Origin of the sequence: Serratia sp. CY40230, from assembly GCF_052168835.1 — a bacterium.
Taxonomy (GTDB): Bacteria; Pseudomonadota; Gammaproteobacteria; order Enterobacterales; family Enterobacteriaceae; genus Serratia; species Serratia nematodiphila.
Genome location: NZ_JBJNLX010000003.1, coordinates 139,773 through 162,880, shown reverse-complemented (window position 1 = coordinate 162,880; position 23,108 = coordinate 139,773). Strand labels below are relative to the sequence as shown.

Here is a 23,108-nt window from a genome sequence, read left to right as displayed (position 1 = left end):
TTATTTACTCCCTAAGCCTAGCAGTTCAGTCTGATAATCCCCGGCCGGATAGCGGAACGGCACCGGTCCATCCGCTATACCATCCAGGAACTGGCGCACACGCGCATCAGGATTGTTCTGCAATTGCTGCGTGGTGCCTTCGGCGATCACCCGGTTGTCGGCCACGATGTAGGCGTAGTCGGCGATGCTCAGCACCTCCGGCACGTCGTGCGACACCACGATGCAGGTAATGCCCAGCGCATGGTTCAGCTCGTCGATCAGCTTGACCAGCACCCCCATGGTGATCGGATCCTGGCCAACGAAGGGTTCGTCGAACATGATCATCTCAGGGTCCAGCGCGATCGCGCGCGCCAACGCCGCCCGGCGCGCCATGCCGCCGGAAAGCTCATTGGGCATCAGCTGGGCCGCGCCGCGCAGCCCCACCGCTTCCAGCTTCATCAGCACCGTGCTGCGCAACAAAGGCTCCGGCAGGTTGCTGTGCTCGCGCAGCGGGTAGGCCACGTTTTCGAATACGGTCAAATCGGTAAACAGCGCGCCCGACTGGAACAGCATGCTCATCTTTTTGCGCGCGTCGTATAACTGACGGCGGGACAACGCGGGAATGTTGTCGCCGTCGAACCAAATCTCCCCGCTGTCCGGCGCCAGCTGGCCGCCGATCAGGCGCAGCAGCGTGGTTTTGCCGATGCCTGATGGCCCCATGATCGCCGTGACCTTACCGCGGGGCACCGTCAGGTTGATGTCTTCAAATATCCGTCGGTCGCCGCGCGAGAAGCTCATGTCGCGCACTTCGACCAAATTATCTGCCTTTTGGAGCATGTTAATGGACCCTTTACGACTCATCTTTTGCTGAATCTACCCGTGATGTTAAAGCAATGGGCGCAATCCGTCTCATCTTTACAAAAACTTACTGCCATTTCGCAACCAATGGTGCCATTGGTTTTACTTTTCCGCGCCACCCGGTCAAAATTGGCGCCATAACGAAAAAAAACGAAACTGTTCAACTATTAGCCGGGGAAAACCGTTGCTGCGGCTCAAACGCGCGCAACGGAGGGCAAGCAATACCGCCGCATTGACGGCTTTAACCAACGAACCGGGATAATACCCGACAAAGGACCCTGCATGTTTCTCGCGATAGCATTATTAATCGTTGGTTTATTTCTACTGGTGTACGGTGCAGACCGCTTAGTTTATGGTGCTGCCGTGATTTCCCGCTCGCTCGGCGTACCGCCGCTGATCATCGGCATGACCATCGTCGGCATCGGCACCTCGCTGCCTGAGCTGATCGTGTCTACCACCGCCGCGCTGAACGGGCAGATAGATATGGCCGTTGGCAACGTATTAGGTTCCAACATCACCAACATTTTATTGATTCTGGGCGTGGCGGCGCTGATTCACCCGCTGGCCGCGCGCTCTGAGATACTGCGGCGCGAACTGCCGCTGATGTTAGCGGTCACAGTATTATGCGGTTTCGTGTTGATGGACGGCACCCTGAGCAGGCTGGACGGCGTGCTGCTGCTGGCCGCCGCCGCCGGCTTCATCCTGCTGATGCTGAAAATCGCCCGGCTGGCGCAGCGCGAGGGCAGCGACAGCCTGACCATGGAGCAGATCGCCGAGCTGCCGCAGGACAGCAGCAATACCGTGGCGGTGCTGTGGCTGGTGCTGGCGTTTATCATTCTGCCGCTCTCTTCAAGAATGGTGGTCGATAACGCGACGGTGATCGCACACTATTTCGGTCTGAGCGAACTGGTGGTCGGTTTGACCATTATCGCCATCGGTACCAGCCTGCCCGAACTGGCCACCTCCATCGCCGGGGCGCTCAAGGGCGAGGATGATATGGCGATTGGCAATATCATCGGCTCCAATATTTTCAACACGGTGATCGTGCTGGGCGTACCCGCCCTGCTGTCGCCGGGCAGCGTAGACACCGCCGCCTTCCAGCGCGATTACTGGGTGATGCTGGCGGCCAGCGTGCTGCTGAGCGTGCTGTGCATCGGCCGCAAACATCGCATCGGCCACCTGGCGGGCGCGCTGTTATTATGCGGCTTTATTGCGTATCTTGCGGTGCTGTTCTTTAACCCTTTCAGTACTTTCGGCTAAACCGACGGGAATGAGTATGTCGAACATTGAGTTGCAACCGGGCTTCGATTTTCAACAGGCCGGCAAAGAAGTGCTTCAGATAGAGCGTGAAGGGCTGGCTCAGCTCGACAGCTACATCAACGCAGACTTCACCCGCGCCTGCGAAACCATCGCCGCCTGCGGCGGCAAAGTGGTGGTGATGGGCATGGGCAAATCCGGCCACATCGGCTGCAAGATCGCCGCCACCTTCGCCAGCACCGGCACGCCCTCATTCTTCGTTCATCCGGCGGAGGCCAGCCATGGCGATTTGGGCATGGTCACCCCGCAGGACATCGTGCTCGCCATCTCCAACTCCGGCGAGTCCAGCGAGATCCTGGCGCTGATCCCGGTGTTGAAACGCCAACAGATCACCCTCATCTGTATGACTAACAATCCGGAAAGCTCGATGGGTAAAGCGGCGGATATCCACCTGTGCATCAAGGTGCCGCAGGAAGCCTGCCCGCTGGGGCTGGCGCCGACCACCAGCACCACCGCCACGCTGGTGATGGGCGATGCGCTGGCCGTCGCGCTGCTGAAAGCGCGCGGTTTCACGCCGGAAGATTTCGCGCTGTCGCATCCGGGCGGCGCACTCGGCCGCAAACTGCTGCTGCGGGTTAGCGATATCATGCACAGCGGCGATGAAATCCCCCACGTCAGCGCCGACGCCTCGTTGCGCGACGCGCTGCTGGAAATCACCCGCAAAAATCTGGGCCTGACGGTGATCTGCGACGATCTGATGAAAATCGCCGGCATCTTTACCGATGGCGACCTGCGCCGGGTGTTCGACATGGGCATCAACCTGCACGAGGCGAAGATTGCCGATGTCATGACGCCGGGTGGCGTGCGGGTGCGCCCCAACATCCTGGCGGTCGATGCATTGAACCTGATGCAACAACGCCACATCACCGCGCTGCTGGTTGCCGATGGCGACCAGTTGCTGGGTGTGGTACATATGCATGACATGCTGCGCGCCGGCGTCGTTTAATTAAGGAATAGAACGGAATGGGTATGGTAGAAACCTGCTACGGGCCGGTAGAACAAGAGGTTATGGCGCGTGCCGGGAACATCCGCCTGTTGATTTGCGACGTTGACGGCGTGCTGTCGGACGGCCTGATCTTCATGGGCAACAACGGTGAAGAACTGAAGGCGTTCAACGTGCGCGACGGCTACGGCATCCGCTGCTTGAAAACCTCAGACATCGAGGTGGCGATCATCACCGGGCGCTCCGCCAGGCTGCTGGAGGACCGCGCGCAGACGCTCGGCATCACCCATCTGTATCAGGGGCAGTCCGATAAGCTTTTGGCCTTCCGCGAACTGTTGGATAAACTGTCGTTAACGGCGGATCAGGTCGCCTATATCGGCGATGACCTGATCGACTGGCCGGTGATGGCGCAGGTCGGCCTGGCGGTCGCGGTGGCGGACGCCCATCCGCTGCTGACGCCGCGCGCCCACTACGTCACCCGCATTGCCGGCGGCCGCGGCGCGGTGCGCGAACTGTGCGACATCATTCTTTTGGCTCAAAATAAGCTGGAGGACGCCAAAGGGCTGTCGATATGAGTAAAACCAAACTGTGGATCACCATCCTGTTGACGGTGATCGTTCTGGCGCTGATCGGCTGGAACATGACGGACTTCAGCGACGACACGGCCCCTGGCCCGGTCAACGATCAGGATCCGACCTACCAGAGCCAGCACACGGTCACCGTGGTGTACAACCCGGCCGGCAAGCTGAATTACAAACTGGTGGCGGAAGACGCGAAGTATTATACCGCCGGCGAGCTGAGCTGGTTCACCCAGCCGGTGATGACGCTGTTCGATGAGAATGCGGTGGCCACCTGGTCTGTTCGCGCCGATCGCGCCAAACTGACTAAAGACCGAATGCTGTATCTGTATGGTCACGTCGAGGTGAACAGCCTGACCACCACCTCGCAGCTGGAAAAAATTAAGACGGACAACGCTCAGGTAAACCTGGTCACCCAGGACGTCACCTCCGATGACGAAGTCACGCTTTACGGGACCAATTTTACCTCTAACGGCATGAAAATGCGTGGGAACCTGCGGACCAAAACCGCTGAGCTGATTGATAAGGTTAAGACCAACTATGAAATTCAGAACCAAAAACCAACTCCGTAACCTGTTGCTCGGCAGCTTAGTTTTGGCCGCCAGCGCCCCCGCTCTGGCGCTGAAATCCGACTCCAGCCAGCCGGTCAGCATCGACTCGCTCAAGCAGTCGTTGGACATGCAAAGCAACGTCAGCACCTTCACCGACAACGTGGTGATCAAACAGGGCACCATCGATATTCGCGCCGACAAGGTGGTGGTCACCCGCCCGGGCGGGGATCAGAATAAGACCTATATTGAAGCGTTCGGCAACCCGGTAACCTTCTACCAGATGCAGGACAGCGGCAAGCCGGTCAAAGGCCACGCGCAAAAAGTGCGTTACGACGTGGCGACCCAGCTGGTGACCCTGACGGGCAACGCCTATCTGGAGCAGCTCGACAGCAACGTGAAAGGCGATCGCATCACCTATCTGGTGCAACAGCAGCAAATGCAGGCGTTTAGCGATAAAGGCAAACGCGTGACAACGGTTCTGGTACCGTCGCAGTTGCAAGACAAAAACGAGCAAAAAAAGAGTAACTAATCACTTATGGCAACACTCATCGCAGAAAACCTGGCGAAAGCCTACAAGGGCCGTAAAGTTGTCGAAGACGTCAGCCTGAAAGTGAAATCCGGCGAGATCGTCGGCCTGCTCGGCCCGAACGGTGCAGGTAAAACCACCACCTTCTACATGGTGGTCGGCATCGTGCCGCGCGACGCCGGGCGCATCGTGATCGACGAAGAAGACATCAGCCTGCTGCCGCTGCACGCCCGCGCGCGCCGCGGTATTGGTTACCTGCCGCAGGAAGCGTCGATCTTCCGCCGCCTGAGCGTGTACGACAACCTGATGGCGGTGCTGGAGATCCGTCCCGACCTCACCAGCGAACAGCGCGAAGACCGTGCCAAGGAGCTGATGGAAGAGTTCCATATCTCCCATCTGCGCGACAGCCTCGGCCAGGCGCTGTCCGGCGGTGAACGCCGCCGCGTCGAAATCGCCCGCGCGCTGGCGGCCAACCCGAAATTCATTCTGCTGGACGAACCCTTCGCCGGGGTGGATCCGATTTCCGTTATCGACATCAAAAAAATCATCGAGCACCTGCGTGACAGCGGCCTGGGCGTGCTGATCACCGACCACAACGTGCGCGAGACGCTGGACGTATGTGAACGCGCCTACATCGTCAGCCAGGGCAAACTGATTGCCCACGGCACGCCGGATGCTATTCTGGCCGACGAGCAGGTTAAACGCGTTTATCTGGGCGAAGAATTCCGCCTCTAAGCGCCGGCGCGCCCTGCGGGGCGACACCGTTAACGGAAGTAGACAGAAAACTATGAAGCAAGGTTTGCAACTCAGGCTCAGTCAACAGCTGGCCATGACTCCTCAGCTCCAGCAGGCGATCCGCCTGCTGCAGTTGTCCACGCTTGAGCTTCAGCAAGAGATCCAGCTGGCGCTGGAGAGCAATCCGCTGCTTGAACAGACCGATCTGCACGACGAAATCGACGCCAAAGAAACCCAGGAGACCGAGGGGCTCGATACCCGCGAGGCGCTGGAACAGAAAGACATGCCGGAAGAGCTGCCGCTGGACGCCACCTGGGATGAGATCTACACCGCCGGCACGCCGTCCGGCACCGGCACCGACTACAGCGACGACGAGCTGCCGGTCTATCAGGGCGAGACCACCCAAACGCTGCAGGATTACCTGATGTGGCAGGTGGATCTGACGCCGTTTTCCGATACCGACGCCGCCATCGCCACCTCCATCGTCGACGCGGTGGACGACACCGGCTATCTCACCGTGCCGCTGGAAGACATTCTGGAAAGCCTGGGCGACGAGAACGTGACCCTCGAGGAAGTCGAGGCGGTGCTGAAGCGCGTGCAGCGTTTTGATCCGATCGGCGTCGCCGCGCGCGATCTGCGCGATTGCCTGCTGGTGCAGCTCTCCCAATACGCCAAAGACACCCCTTACCTGGCCGAAGCGCGGCTGATCATCAGCGACCATCTGGATCTGCTGGCCAACCACGACTTTCGCAGCCTGATGCGATCAACCCGGCTAAAAGAAGATACACTGAAAGAAGCGATGCTGCTGATTCAGTCGCTCGATCCGCGCCCGGGGCAGTCGATCAATACCGGCGAATCGGAATACGTAATTCCGGACGTGCTGGTGCGCAAGACGCAGAACAAATGGACGGTCGAGCTCAACGGCGACAGCGTGCCGCGTTTGAAGATCAATCAGCAATACGCCGCACTGGGCAACAGCGCCCGCAGCGAAGCCGACGGCCAGTTCATCCGCAGCAACCTGCAGGAAGCCAAGTGGCTGATTAAAAGCCTGGAGAGCCGCAATGAGACGCTGCTGAAAGTCACCCGCTGCATCGTCGATCAACAGCAGGCGTTCTTCGAGCAAGGCGAAGAGTTTATGAAACCCATGGTGCTGGCGGATATCGCCCAGGCCGTGGAGATGCATGAATCGACGATCTCGCGCGTCACCACGCAGAAGTTTCTGCACAGCCCGCGCGGCATTTTCGAATTGAAATATTTCTTCTCCAGCCACGTGAATACCGACAGCGGCGGCGAAGCCTCCTCGACGGCGATCCGCGCGTTGGTGAAGAAATTGATTGCGGCGGAAAACCCCGCCAAACCACTCAGCGACAGCAAGCTGGCCACCCTGCTCGCCGATCAGGGGATCATCGTGGCGCGGCGCACCGTCGCCAAGTACCGAGAGTCTTTGTCCATCCCGCCGTCGAACCAGCGTAAACAGTTGGTTTGACCTCTATTGAGAAGGAAGACACTATGCAGCTCAACATTACCGGACACCACATCGAAATCACCGATCCGTTGCGCGAGTTCGTGAACAACAAGTTCGCCAAACTCGAACAGTATTTTGATCGCATCAATCAGGTGTATGTTGTATTAAGTGTGGAAAAAGTGCAGCAAATTGCGGAAGCAACGGTGCACGTGAATGGAGGCGAGTTGCACGCCACCTCGGAAGACGAGAATATGTATGCCGCAATTGATACGCTGATCGACAAATTGGCACGTCAATTGAACAAACATAAAGACAAATTGAAGCAACACTGACACCCTAACCCATTCCATGAGGCAGCATCCGTCGCCGCCTCACCCTTCGGCGCGTAACCCGCATGGGTGACGCGCCGAACGGTAATCAGGGTTAAAACCGACGAAAAACCGCCTTGCCGGGCGCGCCCGGCGGCGCGGTTTTAAGTGAAGATGAGATGAACAACGAATATATGCAATTAAGCTCGGTGTTAAACATCGAGTGCACCAAAAGCTCGGTACACTGCACCAGCAAGAAGCGGGCTTTGGAAATTATCAGCGAACTGGCCGCCAAACAGCTCAACCTGCCTTCGCAGGTGGTGTTTGACGCGGTTCTCACCCGGGAGCGCATGGGCAGCACCGGTATCGGCAACGGTATCGCCATTCCCCACGGCAAACTGGAAGAGGACACACTGCGGGCCGTTGGCGTGTTTATCCGTCTCGACCAACCCATCGCTTTCGACGCTATCGACAACCAGCCGGTCGACCTGCTGTTCGCGCTGCTGGTGCCTGCCGATCAGTGCAAAACCCATTTGCATACGCTGTCGCTGGTCGCCAAACGCCTGGCCGACAAAACCGTATGCCGCCGCCTGCGCGCCGCGCAGAGCGACGAAGAACTTTACCAAATCATCACCGAGTGATGCCCGGCCGGCGTGACTTCCAGCCCGGATAACGATACTGTTTTACGATGATGGATCCGGCTGCGGCCGGAATAACAAAGTTTAACGGTGGCGATGAACGCCGCCGCGATGCCAGGGGAGTTGCCACATGGTGCTGATGATTGTCAGCGGCCGTTCCGGTTCCGGAAAATCCGTCGCCTTGCGGGCGCTGGAAGACATGGGTTTTTACTGCGTTGACAACCTGCCGGTGGTGCTGCTGCCGCAGCTCGCCAATACGCTGGCGGAACGCAATATCTCCGCAGCGGTCAGCATCGACGTGCGCAACATGCCGGAATCACCGGAAGTGTTCGAATACGCGATGACTCAGCTGCCGGACAGCTTCTCGCCGCAGCTGCTGTTCCTCGACGCCGATCGCAACACGCTGATCCGCCGTTACAGCGACACCCGCCGCCTGCACCCGCTCTCCAGCAAAAACCTGTCGCTGGAAAGCGCCATCGACGAAGAGAGCGATCTGCTCGAACCGCTGCGCTCGCGGGCGGACCTGATTATCGACACCTCGGAAATGTCGGTGCATGAGCTGGCCGAAATGCTGCGCACCCGCCTGCTGGGCAAGCGCGAGCGCGAACTGACTATGGTGTTCGAATCCTTCGGCTTCAAACACGGCATCCCGATCGACGCCGACTACGTGTTCGACGTGCGCTTCCTGCCGAACCCGCACTGGGATCCGAAGCTGCGGCCGATGACCGGCCTGGACAAACCGGTGGCGTCGTTCCTCGATCGCCATACCGAAGTGCACAACTTCATCTACCAGACCCGCAGCTATCTGGAACAGTGGCTGCCGATGCTGGAAACCAACAACCGCAGCTACCTGACGGTCGCCATCGGCTGTACCGGCGGCAAGCACCGTTCGGTGTACGTGGCGGAACAGCTGGCCGATTACTTCCGCTCGCGCGGCAAGAACGTGCAATCGCGCCACCGCACGCTGGAAAAGCGCAAACAATGACGGTCAAACAGACGGTTGAAATCAAAAACAAGCTGGGCATGCACGCGCGCCCGGCGATGAAACTGTTCGAACTGGTGCAAAGCTTCGACGCCGAAGTGATGCTGCGCAACGAAAGCGGCACCGAAGCCGAAGCCAGCAGCGTCATCGCGCTGCTGATGCTGGACTCCGCCCAGGGCCGGCATATCGAAGTCGAAGCGACCGGCCCCGACGAAGTCAACGCGCTGGCGGCAGTGGTCGAGCTGTTCAACTCCGGGTTTGATGAAGATTAGTCGCTGAGACTCTCCCCATGCGTCGCCTCGGCGCATGTGTTGCCTCCGCCCCTCCCATAACGTAGCCCTCCCGTTTCTCACTTTGCGAATCCGCTTCCAAAATCAGCCGTAACCGCCTGTAAATTCACGTCATGGATTTACCCCCACCACGGTAATCGCAATAGTGTGTAACGCAAAAACAGACAACAGGCGGGTGTTTCCCCACGCTTTGCTTGCGGGACAACGAAAAGTTTACAATTTGTGAACTTCACCGGCAGTCGCTATAATGTTCACCGGGTAGGAATCGAAGGAACGATGCATATCATTTCCAGGGAACCGTTCAATAACGCAACGAAGCAATATCCCAATGAAGCCACTGCTCTCGAGGCCATTTATAAAGCGTTGCGACGGGGCGAGTTCCGCACGCCGGACGAGTTAAAAGCGCTTTTTCCTTCGCTCGATCGTATGAAATACAAAGAGAAATGGTGGGTCATTGACGTCGGCGGCAACCACCTGCGGATCTTGTTCTTTGCCAGCTTCGAGACACAGAAAGTCTTCATAAAGCATATCGTTAGCCACGCCGAATACGACAAGCTGATGCAGCACTATCGAAGGAGTTCATCATGATTACAGATGCCATTAAGGCGGCCGATGCGCTACTGCGCGCCGTGCCCTTGTTGCAGGGCAGCCGCGCTCAGCAAGACTACCGGGAAGCGCTCGAATTGGTGGAATACCTGCTGGAAAACGATGAACGCCATCCGCTGATTGACATGCTGGCAAAAAAGATCGCTGAATATGAAGACAACAGCGCCGAATTTACCGCATTCAACCAGCATATCGCCCAGTTACCACAGGGGGTAGCCGCGCTTCGCGTCCTTATGGAACAGTACCAACTCAGCCAAAGTGATTTTGAACATGAGATCGGTAAAAAGTCGTTGGTTAACCAAATCCTGAACGGCAAAAGATCGCTGACCATTCCGCACATTATGGCGCTGGCCAAGCGTTTCAATCTGCCCCCGGCCCTGTTCCTGCCGGAAGCGGATTAGCCCCTCAACTTCGGCTCAGGCAGTCCAACGCCACCGCTTTGAAGCTGTCGAAGCTGTCGCTGCCCAGCAGGCGGCTCATTGAGCGTTCACGCACGAAGGTGACGAACAGCTCGTAGATCGCCATCGCCTCTTCATAATCGCTCTTGCTGATCGCCAGCAGGAAAATCACGTGCGCAACCTCACCTTCCCCCCAGGCGACGCCCTGCGGCGCCAGCAGCGTCACCACCACGGTCTTTTTCGCCAGCAGCCCCAGCGAATGCGGCAGCGCGATGCCCTCGCCCAGCAGCGTGGAGACGATCGCCTCGCGTTCGACCACCGACGGATAAAAATCCGCGCCGACGTACCCTTCTCGCTCCAGCTGGCCGCACACCCGGCTGAACAGCTCCGCCTGCGTCAGCGGCTCGTTGAGCACCATGAAATGTTCGGCGTCGAAGAACTTCTCCAGCATGTACGGTTTGGTGCGATCCACCAGCACCAATTTGCCCAGTTGTTCCAGCTGATAATCGGTCGGAAACGGCGACATCACCACCACCGGCTTGTTCTTCTCGCCGATGCGGGCGTTGGAAATCACGAAGTCTTCGTCGATGTGCGCGAGCATCTCGTAATCGCGCAGCGAGACGATGCGCGTCATCACCAGCTGCGGATACTTGCGCGCAATCTGCGCCTGGATCATGCGCACCGTCGAGTTGCCGGTGTCGCACACCAGCATCACCTGCGGGTGGCGTTCATAACCGATGTTGTAATGCCGCTCCAGCCCCACGCCAATGTGCAACACCAGATAGCCGATCTCGTTTTCACTCAGCGTATAAGGCGTGTACTTGCCCCAGCTGGAGACCGCCGCCAGCGTCACGTCGTAAGCCATCGGATAGTGCTGCTTGATGTTGGCCAGCAGCGGATTGGGGATATTGATCTGGTATTTCACCCGCGTAATCATGGTCTTGATATGGGTGAGCAGATCGGCCCGCAGCTGCTCGTCGCCCTGCAGATTGTAGTTATAGTGTGCGTTGATGTAGGACAGGATGTAGTCCACCAGCGCCTCTTCATCGTCGGCGTTGATCTCGGTCGGTTGCACGTCCTGTACGCGCCGCGCGGCGATGTTGACCCGCAGATAGGCCTCTTCGGCCATCGAGATCTCTTTGCCGGAGGCCGCGCGCAGCTCCGCCGCCAGACGGGTCGACACCTGACGCACCGCCTCGTCGCCGTCCTCCACCTCGAAGTCCGGCAGCGGATAACCGTCGTTGATGCGCCGCAGCGCCACCGCGCAGTAGAAGATCAGGTACTGCTCGCCCTCGTCGGTCAGGCGAATGGCGTATTGCGACAACAGCGGGTGCAGCAATCCGGCGAACGCCGCCACCTGCGGCTGCAACAGGATCTCGTTGTTGAGCAACGGGTTCTCGGCGTCGGCCAGCTGCAGCTGGAACAGCAGATCGGTCAGGCAGGCGCGGATCGCCATCTCCGCGCCGAACAGCTTCATGCCGTAGCGCGGCTTGGTTTCGATCGTCAATTGATAGTGCGCCAGACGCTCTCTCACCTCAGCCATGTCGTTTTGCAGCGTGCCGCGGCTGACGAACCATTCGTCGGCCAGATCTTCCAGTTTGAGAGAGAAGGCTGAGGTCAAAAAACGCACCAGCAGATAATGCACCCGTTCCTGCGCGCTGCGCGGGGTGGCCTGTTTGCGGCGTTCCTGATGCTGCAGGGCGCTGAACAGCGCGGCGTTATCGACCTGCAGGCGATAGCCGGCTCCGCGGTTATGCACGAAACGCGCGCCGTATTTATCCAGGATCTCGTTCAGCGCGGTGATATCCGCCCGCACCGTGCGGGTGGACACGGCGAAACGCTTCGCCAGCTCATCCTGCGGCAAAGTCTCGGTTTGCAAAGCATCGAACAAGTAAGCCAAACGCGGGTAAGGAAATCGCACCATTCTGTGTCCGTCAATCAGGTAGCCCACCCGGCGAACCGGGCGGGCCACGGGTTACTTCGCCGGCGGCAGGAACGCCATTTGCGAGGGGCTGCCGATCGGCAGATAGCCGCCCACAAAGCTGAGTTTGCCGTCCGTCGGGTTGACGCTGAAGCGGGTGACGTTATCGCTGCGCTGGTTCAGCGCATACAGATAGCGGCCATCCGGGCTCAGTGCCAGCGAACGCGGATAATCGCCGCGGGTCCAGGTTTCCGCCACCGGTTTCAACTCGCCGCCGGCGCCCACGCTGAACTGGGCAATGCTGTTATGCAGCCGGTTAGCGACGTACAGCGTGTCGCCGTTCTTGCTGAGCGCCAGCCCCGAAGCGAAGCTGGTGCCCTGATAGTCGGCGGGCAGCGCGGAAACCGCATGCAGTTGTTTCAGAGTACCTTTTTGGCGATCAAAACGGTAGCTGGTCAACGTCGAGGCCTCTTCGTTCACCAGCAGCACGGTGTCGCCGTCCGGGTGGAACACAAAATGACGCGGGCCGGCGCCGGCGGAAGAGGCGGCGATCCACGGCGGATCGTTCGGCGTCAGCCGGCCGCTCGCGGCGTCAAAGCGCCATTGGTAGATGCGATCCAACCCCAGATCCGTGGAGAACACGAACTTGCCGCTCGGATCGCTGGCGATCATATGGGCATGCGGGCCATTGTGATCGCTGATGGCGAAGCTGCCGTTCACCGCCGCCGCCGGTTTGGCCGCGCCCGCCGGGCCCTGCTGTTGCTGCACCGAGCTGGCGGCGCCCAGGCTGCCGTCCGCTTCAATCGGGAAAGCCGCCACGCTGCCGCTGACATAGTTCGCCACCAGAAGATGGCGGCCGTCCGGCGTCGAGGAGAGATACACCGGCCCTGCCCCCTGCGAATCTACCTGGTTGAGCTGCGTCAGTGCGCCATCGGCCGGATTGACCCGGTAAGCGGTGATGCCACCGTGTTTGCCGCCGTTGAAGTCGGCCACTTCACTGGCGACATACAGCGTCTTGCCGTCAACGCTCAGCGTCAGCTGCGCCGGATTCGGCACTTTGCTGACCAGCGTGGCGTGGCTCAGCGCGCCGCTGGCCGGATCGACCTGCACCCGGTAAACGCCTTCGCCGTTGGGATTGTAGGTGCCGATATAGGCGAAATGAGATGACGTGGAGTTCATTGCATCCTCAGCATGCAGCGCCGGGCCGGTCACGGCCAGCAGCGCCAGGAACAACGCGGTGCGTCGGGTTGGAACCTGCCAGTTTCGCATAGTAATCCTCAGTATAGGTAATGGCGCGGCATGCCGCGCCACGGGAAAACCTTCGCCTCCCAGCGTTTACCTCATCCCATTACGCGTTCAACCCACCAGCTTTTTGGTCATCGCCAGCAGGGTTTTCACGTCCTGCGGACGCGTGTCGCCGCTGGCGGCGTCGATGATCGAGCTGTAGATATGCGGGATCACGCGTTTCACGCCGGCCGTCAGGGCGATCTCAACGATCGGCTCGTAGTTCTCAAGATCGATGCCGCCAGTCGGCTCCAGCATGAAGTCATGCTCGGCGCAGGCCTTGGCGACGTATTGGTATTCGTCCTTGCACTTCAGGCCGCCCATCGGGAAATACTTGATGGAACTGCCGCCCATGTCCTTCAGCAAAGCGATGGCGGTTTCCACCGGCACGATGCCGTCCGGCGCCGCGGCGCTCAATGGGCCGGTAGAGATCTTCACCCAGCCGACGCGGCCGGTCGGCGACACCAGGCCGTTGACCACGCTGTCGTTCTGGCCCAGCAGCGCGCGGCTGGCGCCGACGCCGGTAAACACCTGGTTAACGTGCTGCGGCTGCACCTGCTGAGCGATCAGGCTGACCATCGCCGACTGCTTCGGATCGCCGGCGCCCAGGCCGACCGACAGCGCGTTGTCGATCAGGCGCGCATAGCGCAGCATGTCGGTCACCGCGCTGTCGACGTCCGGGTAGTTCTTGGAGAGCACGCCCACCAGCACATGGCCTTCCGCCGCGGCGTAGATGTCCTGCGCGTTGGCTTTGGAGCCGGCCAGCACGTTCAGGCAGACGCGGTCGCGATAGTAGTTAGGCTGCAGCTTCATGCTTGTTTCTCCGTAAACAGGTTCTTGATACAGCTAAAGACGGTCATCAGCTGTTGCTCGTCGACGCTGCGCACGTCGACCTCAATCTTGCCCTCGTTGGCCTTGTAGCCGCGGAAGTAGATGGCGATATCGCCGGTTTTCAGCGCCTGAACGATGTCATAGGTCGACCGCCCCAGCACCGCTTCGTCGAAAGTGATCTCGGCGCGGGCGATATCGCGGCCGGCGCTGTCCCAGACGGTTTTGGCGCTGACGCCGGTCAGGGTGTTGAGGCTGTTGAGGAACGGCGTCATCCGCGCCACCATCTGTTGCCCGGTGGTTTTCTCAAGCGTCAGATAGCTTTCAATTGCCTGCGTCAGGCCGAGGATGCCCTCTTTGCCGACCTTCATCGCCCGGCCGATGCCGCCGGACTGGAGCTTCACCCACCCGACGTACTGTTTCTTGCCAATAACCAAGCCGCTGGTCGGCCCCTCGATGGCTTTGGCGCCGCTGTAGATCACCAGATCGGCCCCCATCTGGTAGTAACACATCAGATCTTCTTCCGCCGCGGCGTCGACGATCAGCGGCAGGTTATGTTTGCGCGCCACCACCGCCGCCTGTTCGACGGACAGAATGCTTTTCTGCACGCAGTGGTGCGATTTGACGTACAGGATCGCCGCCGTCTGCGGCGTGATGCAGGCTTCAATCTGCTCCGGCGAACATTCGTTGGCGTAGCCCGCCTCCACTACCTTGCCGCCGCCCAGCGCCACCATGGTGTCCACCGGCGCGCCGAAGTTGACGTTGTGGCCGCGCGGCAGCACGATCTCGCGCGGCACGGCGATCGGCGCCGAGTGCAGGTTCACCAGCAGATTGGCGTTATCTTTAACGATCACCGCCGCCACTGACTGGGCGATCCCCGCCGAAGCGCAGGAAACGATCACCGCGTCCTCCACGTTGAGCAGATCGGCGATGTAGGCACCGGTCTTGTTGACCAGATCCTTGATTTCGAAATAGTGGTTCAGGCCGTAATCAACGGCGTCGATCACGTCCTGGCGCGGCGTGGAAACGCCGAGAATGGTCATGCGGCCGGAGGTGTTGATCACCTGCTTCAAACCGTATTTTTCATAAATCGAAGACATGGCTTGCCTCCCCTTGTTCGGTTAATAGGATTTCTCCGGCCACCACCGTGGCCAGCGGCACCAACAGCCGTTCGCCCTCGGCGGTTTGCCCTTCGGCGTCGGTGAACACCTGCGGTTCGCGGCGCAGTTCAAACAGCGTGAAATCGGCGTCATAGCCCGGCTCCAGCCGCCCTTTGCCGCTGAGCTGCAGCGCCGACGCGGCGTTCTCCGTCACGCAGGCGATCACCTGCGGCAGCGTCAGGCCGACGCTGAAGAATTTGGACATCACCGTCGCCAGGCTATGCACCGGCCCGTTCATGCGGTTGCGGCAGTAAATATCGGAGCTGATGGTGTGCGGCAAAATGCCCAGTTTGATCGCCTGGCGCGCCACCTCGAAGCTGAAGCTGGCGGTGCCGTGCCCCACGTCGAGCAACACGCCGCGCCGCAGCGCGCGCTGGATAGACTCGCGCAATGTGCCCGCCGGCGTCAGAATGCGGTTCGGTTTGCCGTTGTAGCAGTGGGTGATGATGTCGCCGCGGGTCAGCAGATCGGCGATGTCGTCCAGATCCGGCGGGTTGTTGCCGATATGCACCATCAGCGGCAGCTGGCGGTTTTCCTGCTGGATCTCTTTGGCCAACACCAGCGGCCGGGTACCGTTTTTCCCCACCACGCTGCTGCTCATGCGCGCCTTGATGCCGATGATGAAACCGGGGTGATTGGCGATGGCCTGGCCGGCCTCGCGCTTGTCGATGTCCGTCAACTCCGCCAGCTCGTTCTGCCGCAGCAGGCCGATGCGCGAGATGTTGAGGAAGGCGAAAACGTTTGTTTTGGCGCTGCGCGTCAGCTGATAAAAGGCGTCGATATCGTCGGCGCCGGTGCTGCCGGCGTCGACCACGCTGGTGACGCCGCTGGCGACGCCGACCCGATCCGGCTCGTCATGGTAAATCGGCGATTCGGGATAGCAGTGCACGTGCGCGTCGATCCAACCGGCGCTCAGGCGGCAGTTGCCCGCCAGATCCAGCTGGCGAACGGCGCTGACGTCCGCCGCCAGCCGCCCCACCGAGGCTATTTTGCCGTCCTTTACCGCCAGATCGATCAGCGTATCGTCCGCCAGTCTGGCGCCTCTGATTACTAAGTCATACATACCGCATTGCTCCTGTTAGCCCGGGCGCCGCCTCAGCCTCGGGCGGCGCCTGGCGCAGGCCTCTTAAGAAATGGCTACCGGGAAGATCGCCCCCAGGATCATCGCGCCGAGGATCGCTCCGCCGGTGATCGGTTTACCCCAGATATAGAACAGCAGCGCGCCGAGCAGCGAACCGATGCCGATCGGGATCGAAGCGGTCATCGCCGACAGGATGATCAACGGCCCGAGGAAACGGCCCGACGAGTTGCCCGCGCCCATCATCACGTCCGCGCCGTAGGTGGAGTTGCTCTGATTGATGGTGAATTTGCGCGCCAGGATGATCACGTAACCGATCGCCAGGCCGATGATCAGACCGGTGGCCAGCGACGCGGCGAAGTTGGCGACCGGGAACACGATGCCGGCCCCCAGCAGCAACGCCGGTACGCCCAGCCCGACGCCGGTCTGGATCGCGCCGCCGATGTCGAGGATGCCCACCAGCGAGCCTTCGATGATGCGCGCGAACAGGAAGCTGGCGCCGAACGCCGCCACCGCGCCGTACACGCCGGTATCCATCCCCGCCCGCAGCATGGAGACGAAGGCCACTTCGTTAAAGGCGCCGATGCCGTACAGGTAGTACATGTGCGTCCCGGCGAACACGCCGGAGGACAGCAGGCCAACAAAAATCGGGAATGACCAGTCGGCGTACCAGAAGCCTTTTTGGGTTTGCTCTTCCATCATCCCGCTCCTTATTTACCGCTCAGGGTGTTGTGAATGGCGTCCAGCCAGCCCGGCACGCCGAGGCTGAAGGACTCGAGAACTTTCATGTCGAAGCCGCGGAAGAAGCCGCTCAGCACGAACAGCAGCACGATCACCGCCATCATGATCTTGGTGATCTTGTTCCAGCCGCTCTCTTCCACGCCCTTGCCGATCAGAATGCCCAGCACCAGGCCCGGTACGGCGTTGCCCATGATCAGCTGCGCCAGGCCGCCGAAGATGGTGCCCCAGAAGCCGGAACGGCGCCCGGCGTCGATCGCCGCCAGCCAGAAGATCACCGGCATCACGGTGTTCACCAGCAGGTTGGCCGCCGGCACCAGCACCTTGATCGCGGTGACCTGCAGCGCGGCAGGCACGGCGGAAGCGGTGGTATTGAGGAACGCCACCACCAACATGCCGATGATGCCGCAGGCGATAGCCATTTTTTTCGGATCGTGCAGCGTTTGCGCCAGATTGCGGTTTTTGACCATCAAAGCCGCCGCGCCCCAGTGCGGGATGATGCGGTGATCGACGTCCTGCGTGAAGGAGCCCGCCGCCACGGAAGATGCCCAGGCGTTGAAGAAGAAGCCCAGACCGAAGGAGAAGTGGGAAGCCGGATCGCCCTCGCAGGAGTTCAGCTCGCCCAGGGTGCGAAACGCTCCCATGCCCTGTGTTGTCGGTGCGTGGAACATGCGTGCGGCGCCGGCCCCTACGCCGACCCCCACCAGCCCACCGATAATAATCGATTTAAATAAGATGATTAAAAACATCAGTATACCCTTTCATTTATGCTAACGTTTTTATTTCGTGACGAAGACAACCTTCTCGGTATTGATAATGGTTACGTTCACGGTTATTTCCAGAGAAACGGCATAGCTCTTTCTTTCACGCGGCAAAAAGAAGAAAAGAAATTTCTCTTTAGTTATTTTCTCTTCCGCCTTCACTACGCTGACGTCCTGCGGCTCGATGCGCAGCAGAATATTGTTGGTGGACTTTAATACCGCGCCCTGCACATTAGCCAAGGCGGAAGCAAAAGCTTTCGCTTTGCTGTCGCCTTTACCCTCCACCTTTACCGATGTGGTATATTGCTCTTTCATTATGGGTTGCCATGTTTTTTGACGTAGGCTTCCACCAGTTTCTGGCCCAGCTCTTCTTTATCCATAAAGCCGAAACCCAGCACGTTGCAGCCTTCGTTAATTGCCGTCACGCCCTCTTCCACCGAACGCATGCCGTATTTGGCTTTGTAGCCGTATTTAGTTTGCGCGGTAATCGCACCGGCGCCGCCGCTGCCGCAAAAAGAGATGCCCAGCTGCGCGTTTTCCGCTTTCATGACGTCGCCCAGCTTCATATCCGCCGCCACGCCGGGGATAACCACCGCTTTTCCGCCTGCGTTTTCAACGCCCTGGCCGACTTTTTGCCCTTTGCCCAAACGATCGCCGATCACTACGGTAATTTGACCCATGGTATATTCTCCTGATTGAAATCGATGCGTTAACCGCTATGCGTTATTATCTTTCGCCACTTCGAAGTGCACGGACAGCAAATAGGCCTCTTCGATAGGCAATGTGCCAAACTGATCCACCACGCGCTCCGCCATTTGCATGGACTCGGCGGAAATTTCGTCGAACAATGATTTATCCACCTCCGGCAACGGCTCGCCGGTTATTGAGCGCAGCACCATGGCGCGAATATGCGATTCCAGCATCTGTTGCTGCACCGCATTGGTATAAATATTCTCAGCATTCAGCATCGCGGTAATATCCGCCAGCACCCGAGCGGTGATCTCACCGGCTTCGCTGATATCGGATTGTTCAATTTCTTTTAATGAAGCAGATCCATCATTCACTTTTCAGTACCCCTAGATCCCACATTAATCAGTAAGCCGTAAAGCGCATCACCTGAATAACCCGCTTTCTGTGATGTCTTTACCCTACCCCCGGCAAGATTTTCTGTGGAGACCGGTTTTTTCCAGTTCGAAGTGGAAATCGAATGACGCGCGGAGATCCATTTCGCAAAATGGCCCTGCGGCGAAAAAGTGAATGAGATAACAAATACATAACCCGGCTAACGGTTTTTTTTGCCTCGATTGACGATAAAAGCCTTCGTGATCGGGATCTCTTTCTTTTCTCGCCCCAACCGCCTACTATCAATGGGACAAATCGACATTACCCACACCCCCGCTCCTCTGGCGCGGGGGTGTTGCTTTGTGTTGTTTTTCCGAATTTATGGGCGCACAGACTGGCGCCCTTTGATTTGACTGGAGAGTGGAATGACCAAACCCATCATTACTATTAATGAGCTGGATGCGGAACGCCTGGATGCGCTATTGGAACAACCGGCCTTTGCCAACACCGACGTCGCCGCCGCGCTGAACGACGAGTTGGATCGCGCGGAAATCCTGCCGCCGGAGAAAATGCCGGCCAACGTGGTGACCATGAACAGCCGCGTGCGTTTTCGCGATCTGCACACCGATGAAGAGCATGTGCGCACGCTGGTCTACCCAGCTTCGCTGAAAGACAGCCACGATCAGCTGTCGGTGATGGCGCCGCTGGGCGCAGCGCTGCTCGGCATGCACGTCGGCAAGCAGATCTCCTGGCAATTGCCGAACGGTGAAGAAGCGCGAATTGAAGTGCTGGAATTGCTGTACCAGCCGGAAGCGGCGGGCGAATACCACCGTTAAGCGGTTTTCAGGGCGGCATCCGGCCGCCCTTTCTGTCTCAGAGGCAGATAGCGATCAGCACGGCGATCAGCAGCAGCACGTAGATTTTGGCATGCAGCGCATCGCTCACCTTCGGCAAACAGCGCCTGGCAAACACAATCCCCGCAATCCCCGCCGCCACCAGCAGCCCCAGAATGTTCAGATTGACGTAGCCCAGATACTGCGGCCCGCTCATCTCGCGCCACCCCAACACGATATACATCAGCGCCCCGATCACCGCCACCGGGATCGACAGCGGGTTGGCGGCGCTGACGCAATATTTCATGTCGTAACCATGGCGACGCAGCAGCGGCACGGTCATCACGCTGCCGCCCACCCCCAGCAGCGTGGCGATGCCGCCGATCAACGGCCCGCCGCCCCACAACGTGGCGGGAGACAGTTCGGCGCGCGCCGGTTTGATCAGGAAGCCCCGGCGGAACAGACAGTCGGCGATGGTCACCGCCATATAGACCACAAACAGCCAGCGGATCACGCCGTCCGCCAGCAGCGAGGAGGCGAACGCGCCCAGCGCCGCGCCGATGCCGATGAAAAAGATCAGCGGTACGATGGTTTCTCGCAGCAGGTTGCCGCTGCGCCAGTTGGTCAGGGTGGCATAACTCGCGTTGAGGATCATCACCGCTGTCGAGGTCGCTACAGCAATATGCATCGCCTGACCGGGCTGCTCGCCCGAGGCGGAGATCAGGTGATAGACAAAAGGCACCACCACAAAGCCGCCGCCGAAGCCGAACAGAATGGTGGTGATGCCGGTCAGAAAACCGGCACCCAGTACAATCAACGTTTCAATCATGGCCGTGCGCCCGCACGAAGTCGTCGAACCCGGCGCAGAACTGCCCCGCCAGCGGGTGGAAACGATCGCCGACGAACAGCCCCAGATACTGATCGCGCACGGCGTCGTGATCCACCAACTCAATGCCCGCCTGTTCCGCCCGCGCCAGCGTCTGTGCGTCCGGGAAGCCCCAATAGCGCGAATCACCCTGCTTTTCCGCCGCTATCGCTTCACGCCGTTCCGCCCGCATAAGCTGGCGCGCCAGGAAGGTGCCGCTCTGCACGCCCAGCAACATCATGTTTTCCAGGAACGACAGATCGTGACGCAGCTCGGCGGACAGACGGGCGAGCACCGGGCCGGCGTCCCAGTGCTCATCCATTTCATGCAGCGTCACCGCACAGCCCTTGTCACCGTTCATCATTGCGCGGAATAGCGTCATCACCCCGCGATAGCGCGGCAAGTCGCCGGGGTGCAGGTTCCACAGCAGCTTGCCGCGTCGGCTGAAGGCGCGCACATAGTCGGCGGAGAATTTCTGATAGCAGCGCAGGGAGATCACCGCGTCCATATGCTCCAGGCTGCTGATAAACGTGGCGTCATTGATGTCGAGAACGCGATGCGCTTTGACCCCGGCGGCGGCCAAGAACAGGGCCGGCGGTTGATAGGCACCCTCACAGGCGGCGGCGTTGCGGCCAACGAACGGGAACACAAAATCGTTCAGCACCTCGCGCTCGTACAGCCCCAGGCGGCGAACCGCCGGCTCCTGGGTGCGGCCGCCGCTTTTCGCCAGGGGGAAATACACCGTAAAAGCACACTCGCCTTTCAGGGCGGCGATCAGATCCTGACACACCAGCCAGGAGAAAATGTCGTTGCCGACAAAGAGCGCTACGTTTTTCATACTTCAGCCTTCTTTGCGTTGAAAATAGGGTTGTTGAACACGATTTTGCTGATATCCCGCGTGATGGATTCCATCGCCGAGGTATAAAAAAGATCGCCCTTGGCGGGCGCGCCGAGCGAGTAGAGATGCTGCTCACGGCCGCGTCGGTCGGCGATTTTCAGCGTATGCGGGTTGCACTTCACGCCGCCGAACAGGTTCTCTTGCACCAGCCCGTCTTGCAGCAGCTGCTGGCTCAGGCGGTTGGGCGGCAGTTGATAGGAAGGCGTGGTACAGTTGAACAGATACTGCGCGTGCACCCGCGTCTCATGGCAACGAAGGATAAACCCGTCCGTTGCCTTGCTGATATCCACCAGGCCGCCGCAGGCGCGCAGGCGTTGGCTCTCCAGCGCCGCCACGATCTTGTAGGCATTCTTGATCGGCATGGCGTGCCGATTGCGCATCCAGGAGGAGTTGTAAAAGCGCATGAAGACCTGCCGGTTGTTGGCATCCATCTTGACCCAGGCGGCGCACACTGCCGGGTGGATCGCCGCCAGATAGCTGCAGATATGCTCCCTGGCAAAGCGCGCGCGATCGAGGCTGTCCGCCAGATCGCGGTAGCAATCGCGCCTTTCCCCCAGCGCCGAGAGCACCGTCAGCCGCTCCGGCCCCGGATAGTGGCGCGCCAGCGCGGCGTTGATCGCATGCACCAGTTGATGCGCGTCAATAAAATCGCGGCCGGCGACAAAGCGCCGCAGCGCCTCAACAAACGCCTCCGGCGGCGGACGCATCAGCGCCGGCTGCACGCTGGGGAACAGGCCCGAGCGCGACAGGGCGCAGATGTCGGTCGCTCCCAGCCGCTCCATCAGTTCAACGATGGCGTCAATCGCCGTCAGGCTGCAGCCGATCACGCCGATGCTCGAATAAGGGTTGATCGGCGGCAGATCCTGATGAGCCTGATAAGCGATCACCCCATCCACCGGGTAAAGGCATTCCGGCGGGTTGTGCCCCGAACACAGCACCAGCGCGTTCATCTGCTCGGCGCCGCCGCAGGCGGTGGTCAGCCGATAGCCGGCTTCGTGCGGCGCGATGGCATTCACTTCGGCGGTCACGAAATTCAGCGCTACGTTACTGTCCGCCGCCATATATATCGTCATGTCGCGAATAAAATCGAGATATTCCCGATACAGCCAGCGCGGCGGATAACGATCCTGGCAAAACTGCGGAAAATGCATGGCGATCCAATCAACGAAGTGCGCTTCGTCGAAAATATCCGCCGACATATTTTCCGGCGTCATATTTAATATATGGCTGTCAAAATCGCTGCTGTATGCCATACCGCCTTTAAATCCCTGCTTGTCGAAAACCGTCAGGGAAAGCGGCCTTTTGCAATGATTAACCGACTTATTTTTTATAAAGTTATAGGCAAAAGAGATGCCGGCGGCCCCGCCGCCAATCACACCGAACTTATACATGAAATATCACCTTATAGTCATTGAACTGCGCTAAGAACTATTGCTTCAGGTGTTGGAATAAAATGACGCTTTATTCCTTATTAACTTCTTGTATTGCGAGAACGAGAACCTTCGT

28 protein-coding genes are annotated in these 23,108 nt (G+C 59.4%); 14 read left to right on the top strand and 14 right to left on the bottom strand.

From position 1 onward, the window contains the following. Window positions 1–816, bottom strand: a complete 816-nt coding sequence (gene mlaF, locus ACJ8IJ_RS12435; protein ID WP_004937055.1) for a phospholipid ABC transporter ATP-binding protein MlaF — start codon at window positions 814–816, stop codon at window positions 1–3. A gap of 303 nt (window positions 817–1,119) precedes the next feature. On the opposite strand from mlaF, the gene ACJ8IJ_RS12430 reads away from it, so the two are divergent. From ACJ8IJ_RS12430 to ACJ8IJ_RS12370, 13 genes are all read left to right on the top strand, one after another. Beyond that, window positions 1,120–2,097: a calcium/sodium antiporter gene (locus tag ACJ8IJ_RS12430; protein ID WP_004937053.1), complete on the top strand. Its 978-nt coding sequence runs from the start codon at window positions 1,120–1,122 to the stop codon at window positions 2,095–2,097. Between the two features lie 16 nt (window positions 2,098–2,113). After that, window positions 2,114–3,100: an arabinose-5-phosphate isomerase KdsD gene (gene kdsD, locus ACJ8IJ_RS12425; protein ID WP_004937051.1), complete on the top strand. Its 987-nt coding sequence runs from the start codon at window positions 2,114–2,116 to the stop codon at window positions 3,098–3,100. 17 nt (window positions 3,101–3,117) lie between these two features. Further along, a complete protein-coding gene (kdsC, locus tag ACJ8IJ_RS12420; RefSeq protein WP_004937049.1) occupies window positions 3,118–3,672 on the top strand; it encodes a 3-deoxy-manno-octulosonate-8-phosphatase KdsC in 555 nt (184 codons plus the stop codon). Further along, entirely contained in the window at window positions 3,669–4,247 is a 579-nt protein-coding gene (lptC, locus tag ACJ8IJ_RS12415; RefSeq protein WP_004937047.1) for an LPS export ABC transporter periplasmic protein LptC, read from the top strand. The genes kdsC and lptC overlap by 4 nt, the downstream gene beginning before the upstream one ends. Continuing rightward, window positions 4,216–4,755: a lipopolysaccharide ABC transporter substrate-binding protein LptA gene (lptA, locus tag ACJ8IJ_RS12410; RefSeq protein WP_004937045.1), complete on the top strand. Its 540-nt coding sequence runs from the start codon at window positions 4,216–4,218 to the stop codon at window positions 4,753–4,755. Before lptC ends, lptA begins: the two co-directional genes overlap by 32 nt. A gap of 6 nt (window positions 4,756–4,761) precedes the next feature. Beyond that, the gene (gene lptB, locus ACJ8IJ_RS12405) at window positions 4,762–5,487 is read left to right on the top strand and encodes an LPS export ABC transporter ATP-binding protein (protein WP_004937040.1); all 726 of its coding nucleotides are present in this window, start codon (window positions 4,762–4,764) and stop codon (window positions 5,485–5,487) included. A 52-nt stretch (window positions 5,488–5,539) separates the two neighbouring features. After that, entirely contained in the window at window positions 5,540–6,973 is a 1,434-nt protein-coding gene (gene rpoN, locus ACJ8IJ_RS12400) for an RNA polymerase factor sigma-54 (protein WP_021505109.1), read from the top strand. Between the two features lie 23 nt (window positions 6,974–6,996). Further along, window positions 6,997–7,284, top strand: a complete 288-nt coding sequence (gene hpf, locus ACJ8IJ_RS12395; protein WP_004937038.1) for a ribosome hibernation promoting factor — start codon at window positions 6,997–6,999, stop codon at window positions 7,282–7,284. A 155-nt stretch (window positions 7,285–7,439) separates the two neighbouring features. Beyond that, window positions 7,440–7,901, top strand: coding sequence for a PTS IIA-like nitrogen regulatory protein PtsN (gene ptsN / locus ACJ8IJ_RS12390; RefSeq protein ID WP_016930212.1), 462 nt, complete (start codon window positions 7,440–7,442; stop codon window positions 7,899–7,901). 127 nt (window positions 7,902–8,028) lie between these two features. Then, entirely contained in the window at window positions 8,029–8,883 is an 855-nt protein-coding gene (gene rapZ, locus ACJ8IJ_RS12385) for an RNase adapter RapZ (protein WP_015379177.1), read from the top strand. Continuing rightward, a complete protein-coding gene (gene npr / locus ACJ8IJ_RS12380) occupies window positions 8,880–9,152 on the top strand; it encodes a PTS phosphocarrier protein NPr (RefSeq protein WP_004937034.1) in 273 nt (90 codons plus the stop codon). The genes rapZ and npr overlap by 4 nt, the downstream gene beginning before the upstream one ends. A 294-nt stretch (window positions 9,153–9,446) precedes the next feature. Beyond that, entirely contained in the window at window positions 9,447–9,758 is a 312-nt protein-coding gene (locus tag ACJ8IJ_RS12375) for a type II toxin-antitoxin system HigB family toxin (RefSeq protein ID WP_004937033.1), read from the top strand. Next, window positions 9,755–10,177, top strand: a complete 423-nt coding sequence (locus tag ACJ8IJ_RS12370) for a helix-turn-helix domain-containing protein (protein WP_442518718.1) — start codon at window positions 9,755–9,757, stop codon at window positions 10,175–10,177. Before ACJ8IJ_RS12375 ends, ACJ8IJ_RS12370 begins: the two co-directional genes overlap by 4 nt. Window positions 10,178–10,181: 4 nt before the next feature. Here ACJ8IJ_RS12370 and ACJ8IJ_RS12365 read toward each other — a convergent pair whose 3' ends face one another. The 10 genes from ACJ8IJ_RS12365 to ACJ8IJ_RS12320 all read right to left on the bottom strand — a co-directional run bounded on the left by ACJ8IJ_RS12365 (window position 10,182) and on the right by ACJ8IJ_RS12320 (window position 18,978). Next, window positions 10,182–12,098 (bottom strand): BglG family transcription antiterminator, encoded by a 1,917-nt coding sequence (locus ACJ8IJ_RS12365; RefSeq protein ID WP_033645768.1) that lies wholly within the window; start codon window positions 12,096–12,098, stop codon window positions 10,182–10,184. 51 nt (window positions 12,099–12,149) lie between these two features. Then, the gene (locus ACJ8IJ_RS12360; protein WP_085337186.1) at window positions 12,150–13,364 is read right to left on the bottom strand and encodes a lactonase family protein; all 1,215 of its coding nucleotides are present in this window, start codon (window positions 13,362–13,364) and stop codon (window positions 12,150–12,152) included. Between the two features lie 87 nt (window positions 13,365–13,451). Next, complete coding sequence (dagF, locus tag ACJ8IJ_RS12355) at window positions 13,452–14,192, bottom strand: 2-dehydro-3-deoxy-phosphogluconate aldolase (RefSeq protein WP_265261099.1); 741 nt, start codon at window positions 14,190–14,192, stop codon at window positions 13,452–13,454. Beyond that, the gene (locus ACJ8IJ_RS12350; RefSeq protein ID WP_004937017.1) at window positions 14,189–15,307 is read right to left on the bottom strand and encodes a DgaE family pyridoxal phosphate-dependent ammonia lyase; all 1,119 of its coding nucleotides are present in this window, start codon (window positions 15,305–15,307) and stop codon (window positions 14,189–14,191) included. The genes dagF and ACJ8IJ_RS12350 overlap by 4 nt, the downstream gene beginning before the upstream one ends. After that, window positions 15,291–16,430 carry an amidohydrolase/deacetylase family metallohydrolase gene (locus ACJ8IJ_RS12345; protein WP_286093612.1) on the bottom strand — a complete coding sequence of 380 codons (1,140 nt, stop codon included), beginning with the start codon at window positions 16,428–16,430 and terminating at the stop codon, window positions 15,291–15,293. Before ACJ8IJ_RS12345 ends, ACJ8IJ_RS12350 begins: the two co-directional genes overlap by 17 nt. Before the next feature lie 63 nt (window positions 16,431–16,493). After that, window positions 16,494–17,144, bottom strand: coding sequence for a DUF4310 family protein (locus ACJ8IJ_RS12340; RefSeq protein ID WP_004937013.1), 651 nt, complete (start codon window positions 17,142–17,144; stop codon window positions 16,494–16,496). Window positions 17,145–17,155: 11 nt separating this feature from the next. Continuing rightward, window positions 17,156–17,932: a DUF4311 domain-containing protein gene (locus ACJ8IJ_RS12335; RefSeq protein ID WP_004937006.1), complete on the bottom strand. Its 777-nt coding sequence runs from the start codon at window positions 17,930–17,932 to the stop codon at window positions 17,156–17,158. 30 nt (window positions 17,933–17,962) lie between these two features. After that, window positions 17,963–18,259, bottom strand: coding sequence for a DUF4312 family protein (locus tag ACJ8IJ_RS12330; protein ID WP_004937003.1), 297 nt, complete (start codon window positions 18,257–18,259; stop codon window positions 17,963–17,965). Next, a complete protein-coding gene (locus tag ACJ8IJ_RS12325) occupies window positions 18,259–18,624 on the bottom strand; it encodes a glycine-rich SFCGS family protein (protein WP_004937000.1) in 366 nt (121 codons plus the stop codon). Before ACJ8IJ_RS12325 ends, ACJ8IJ_RS12330 begins: the two co-directional genes overlap by 1 nt. A gap of 36 nt (window positions 18,625–18,660) precedes the next feature. Beyond that, window positions 18,661–18,978: a glycine dehydrogenase gene (locus ACJ8IJ_RS12320; protein WP_086016691.1), complete on the bottom strand. Its 318-nt coding sequence runs from the start codon at window positions 18,976–18,978 to the stop codon at window positions 18,661–18,663. 453 nt (window positions 18,979–19,431) lie between these two features. Here ACJ8IJ_RS12320 and rnk point away from each other — a divergent pair, with 453 nt between their 5' ends. Beyond that, window positions 19,432–19,842, top strand: a complete 411-nt coding sequence (gene rnk / locus ACJ8IJ_RS12315; protein WP_004936993.1) for a nucleoside diphosphate kinase regulator — start codon at window positions 19,432–19,434, stop codon at window positions 19,840–19,842. 37 nt (window positions 19,843–19,879) lie between these two features. Here the strand turns inward: rnk and ACJ8IJ_RS12310 are convergent, their stop codons facing one another. From ACJ8IJ_RS12310 to ACJ8IJ_RS12300, 3 genes are read right to left on the bottom strand one after another with little or no spacing between them, the layout of a single operon-like run. Next, window positions 19,880–20,668: a sulfite exporter TauE/SafE family protein gene (locus tag ACJ8IJ_RS12310; protein WP_049241458.1), complete on the bottom strand. Its 789-nt coding sequence runs from the start codon at window positions 20,666–20,668 to the stop codon at window positions 19,880–19,882. Then, on the bottom strand, window positions 20,661–21,542 hold the full coding sequence (locus ACJ8IJ_RS12305; protein WP_442518719.1) for a formyltransferase family protein: 882 nt from the start codon (window positions 21,540–21,542) through the stop codon (window positions 20,661–20,663). The genes ACJ8IJ_RS12310 and ACJ8IJ_RS12305 overlap by 8 nt, the downstream gene beginning before the upstream one ends. Further along, window positions 21,539–22,993 carry an FAD/NAD(P)-binding protein gene (locus ACJ8IJ_RS12300; RefSeq protein ID WP_049189106.1) on the bottom strand — a complete coding sequence of 485 codons (1,455 nt, stop codon included), beginning with the start codon at window positions 22,991–22,993 and terminating at the stop codon, window positions 21,539–21,541. The genes ACJ8IJ_RS12305 and ACJ8IJ_RS12300 overlap by 4 nt, the downstream gene beginning before the upstream one ends. Window positions 22,994–23,108: the final 115 nt, after the last annotated feature.

Bases quoted from the DNA above. Each gene is read 5' to 3' on its own strand.
- mlaF (WP_004937055.1), bottom strand. From the start codon at position 816: ATGCTCCAAAAGGCAGATAATTTGGTCGAAGTGCGCGACATGAGCTTC.
- ACJ8IJ_RS12365 (WP_033645768.1), bottom strand. From the start codon at position 12,098: ATGGTGCGATTTCCTTACCCGCGTTTGGCTTACTTGTTCGATGCTTTG.
- kdsC (WP_004937049.1), top strand. From the start codon at position 3,118: ATGGGTATGGTAGAAACCTGCTACGGGCCGGTAGAACAAGAGGTTATG.
- ACJ8IJ_RS12300 (WP_049189106.1), bottom strand. From the start codon at position 22,993: ATGTATAAGTTCGGTGTGATTGGCGGCGGGGCCGCCGGCATCTCTTTT.
- dagF (WP_265261099.1), bottom strand. From the start codon at position 14,192: ATGAAGCTGCAGCCTAACTACTATCGCGACCGCGTCTGCCTGAACGTG.
- ptsN (WP_016930212.1), top strand. From the start codon at position 7,440: ATGAACAACGAATATATGCAATTAAGCTCGGTGTTAAACATCGAGTGC.
- ACJ8IJ_RS12305 (WP_442518719.1), bottom strand. From the start codon at position 21,542: ATGAAAAACGTAGCGCTCTTTGTCGGCAACGACATTTTCTCCTGGCTG.
- npr (WP_004937034.1), top strand. From the start codon at position 8,880: ATGACGGTCAAACAGACGGTTGAAATCAAAAACAAGCTGGGCATGCAC.
- lptB (WP_004937040.1), top strand. From the start codon at position 4,762: ATGGCAACACTCATCGCAGAAAACCTGGCGAAAGCCTACAAGGGCCGT.
- lptC (WP_004937047.1), top strand. From the start codon at position 3,669: ATGAGTAAAACCAAACTGTGGATCACCATCCTGTTGACGGTGATCGTT.
- ACJ8IJ_RS12310 (WP_049241458.1), bottom strand. From the start codon at position 20,668: ATGATTGAAACGTTGATTGTACTGGGTGCCGGTTTTCTGACCGGCATC.
- ACJ8IJ_RS12370 (WP_442518718.1), top strand. From the start codon at position 9,755: ATGATTACAGATGCCATTAAGGCGGCCGATGCGCTACTGCGCGCCGTG.
- ACJ8IJ_RS12360 (WP_085337186.1), bottom strand. From the start codon at position 13,364: ATGCGAAACTGGCAGGTTCCAACCCGACGCACCGCGTTGTTCCTGGCG.
- lptA (WP_004937045.1), top strand. From the start codon at position 4,216: ATGAAATTCAGAACCAAAAACCAACTCCGTAACCTGTTGCTCGGCAGC.
- ACJ8IJ_RS12325 (WP_004937000.1), bottom strand. From the start codon at position 18,624: ATGGGTCAAATTACCGTAGTGATCGGCGATCGTTTGGGCAAAGGGCAA.
- rnk (WP_004936993.1), top strand. From the start codon at position 19,432: ATGACCAAACCCATCATTACTATTAATGAGCTGGATGCGGAACGCCTG.
- ACJ8IJ_RS12375 (WP_004937033.1), top strand. From the start codon at position 9,447: ATGCATATCATTTCCAGGGAACCGTTCAATAACGCAACGAAGCAATAT.
- ACJ8IJ_RS12330 (WP_004937003.1), bottom strand. From the start codon at position 18,259: ATGAAAGAGCAATATACCACATCGGTAAAGGTGGAGGGTAAAGGCGAC.
- rapZ (WP_015379177.1), top strand. From the start codon at position 8,029: ATGGTGCTGATGATTGTCAGCGGCCGTTCCGGTTCCGGAAAATCCGTC.
- rpoN (WP_021505109.1), top strand. From the start codon at position 5,540: ATGAAGCAAGGTTTGCAACTCAGGCTCAGTCAACAGCTGGCCATGACT.
- ACJ8IJ_RS12340 (WP_004937013.1), bottom strand. From the start codon at position 17,144: ATGGAAGAGCAAACCCAAAAAGGCTTCTGGTACGCCGACTGGTCATTC.
- kdsD (WP_004937051.1), top strand. From the start codon at position 2,114: ATGTCGAACATTGAGTTGCAACCGGGCTTCGATTTTCAACAGGCCGGC.
- ACJ8IJ_RS12430 (WP_004937053.1), top strand. From the start codon at position 1,120: ATGTTTCTCGCGATAGCATTATTAATCGTTGGTTTATTTCTACTGGTG.
- ACJ8IJ_RS12345 (WP_286093612.1), bottom strand. From the start codon at position 16,430: ATGTATGACTTAGTAATCAGAGGCGCCAGACTGGCGGACGATACGCTG.
- hpf (WP_004937038.1), top strand. From the start codon at position 6,997: ATGCAGCTCAACATTACCGGACACCACATCGAAATCACCGATCCGTTG.
- ACJ8IJ_RS12350 (WP_004937017.1), bottom strand. From the start codon at position 15,307: ATGTCTTCGATTTATGAAAAATACGGTTTGAAGCAGGTGATCAACACC.
- ACJ8IJ_RS12335 (WP_004937006.1), bottom strand. From the start codon at position 17,932: ATGTTTTTAATCATCTTATTTAAATCGATTATTATCGGTGGGCTGGTG.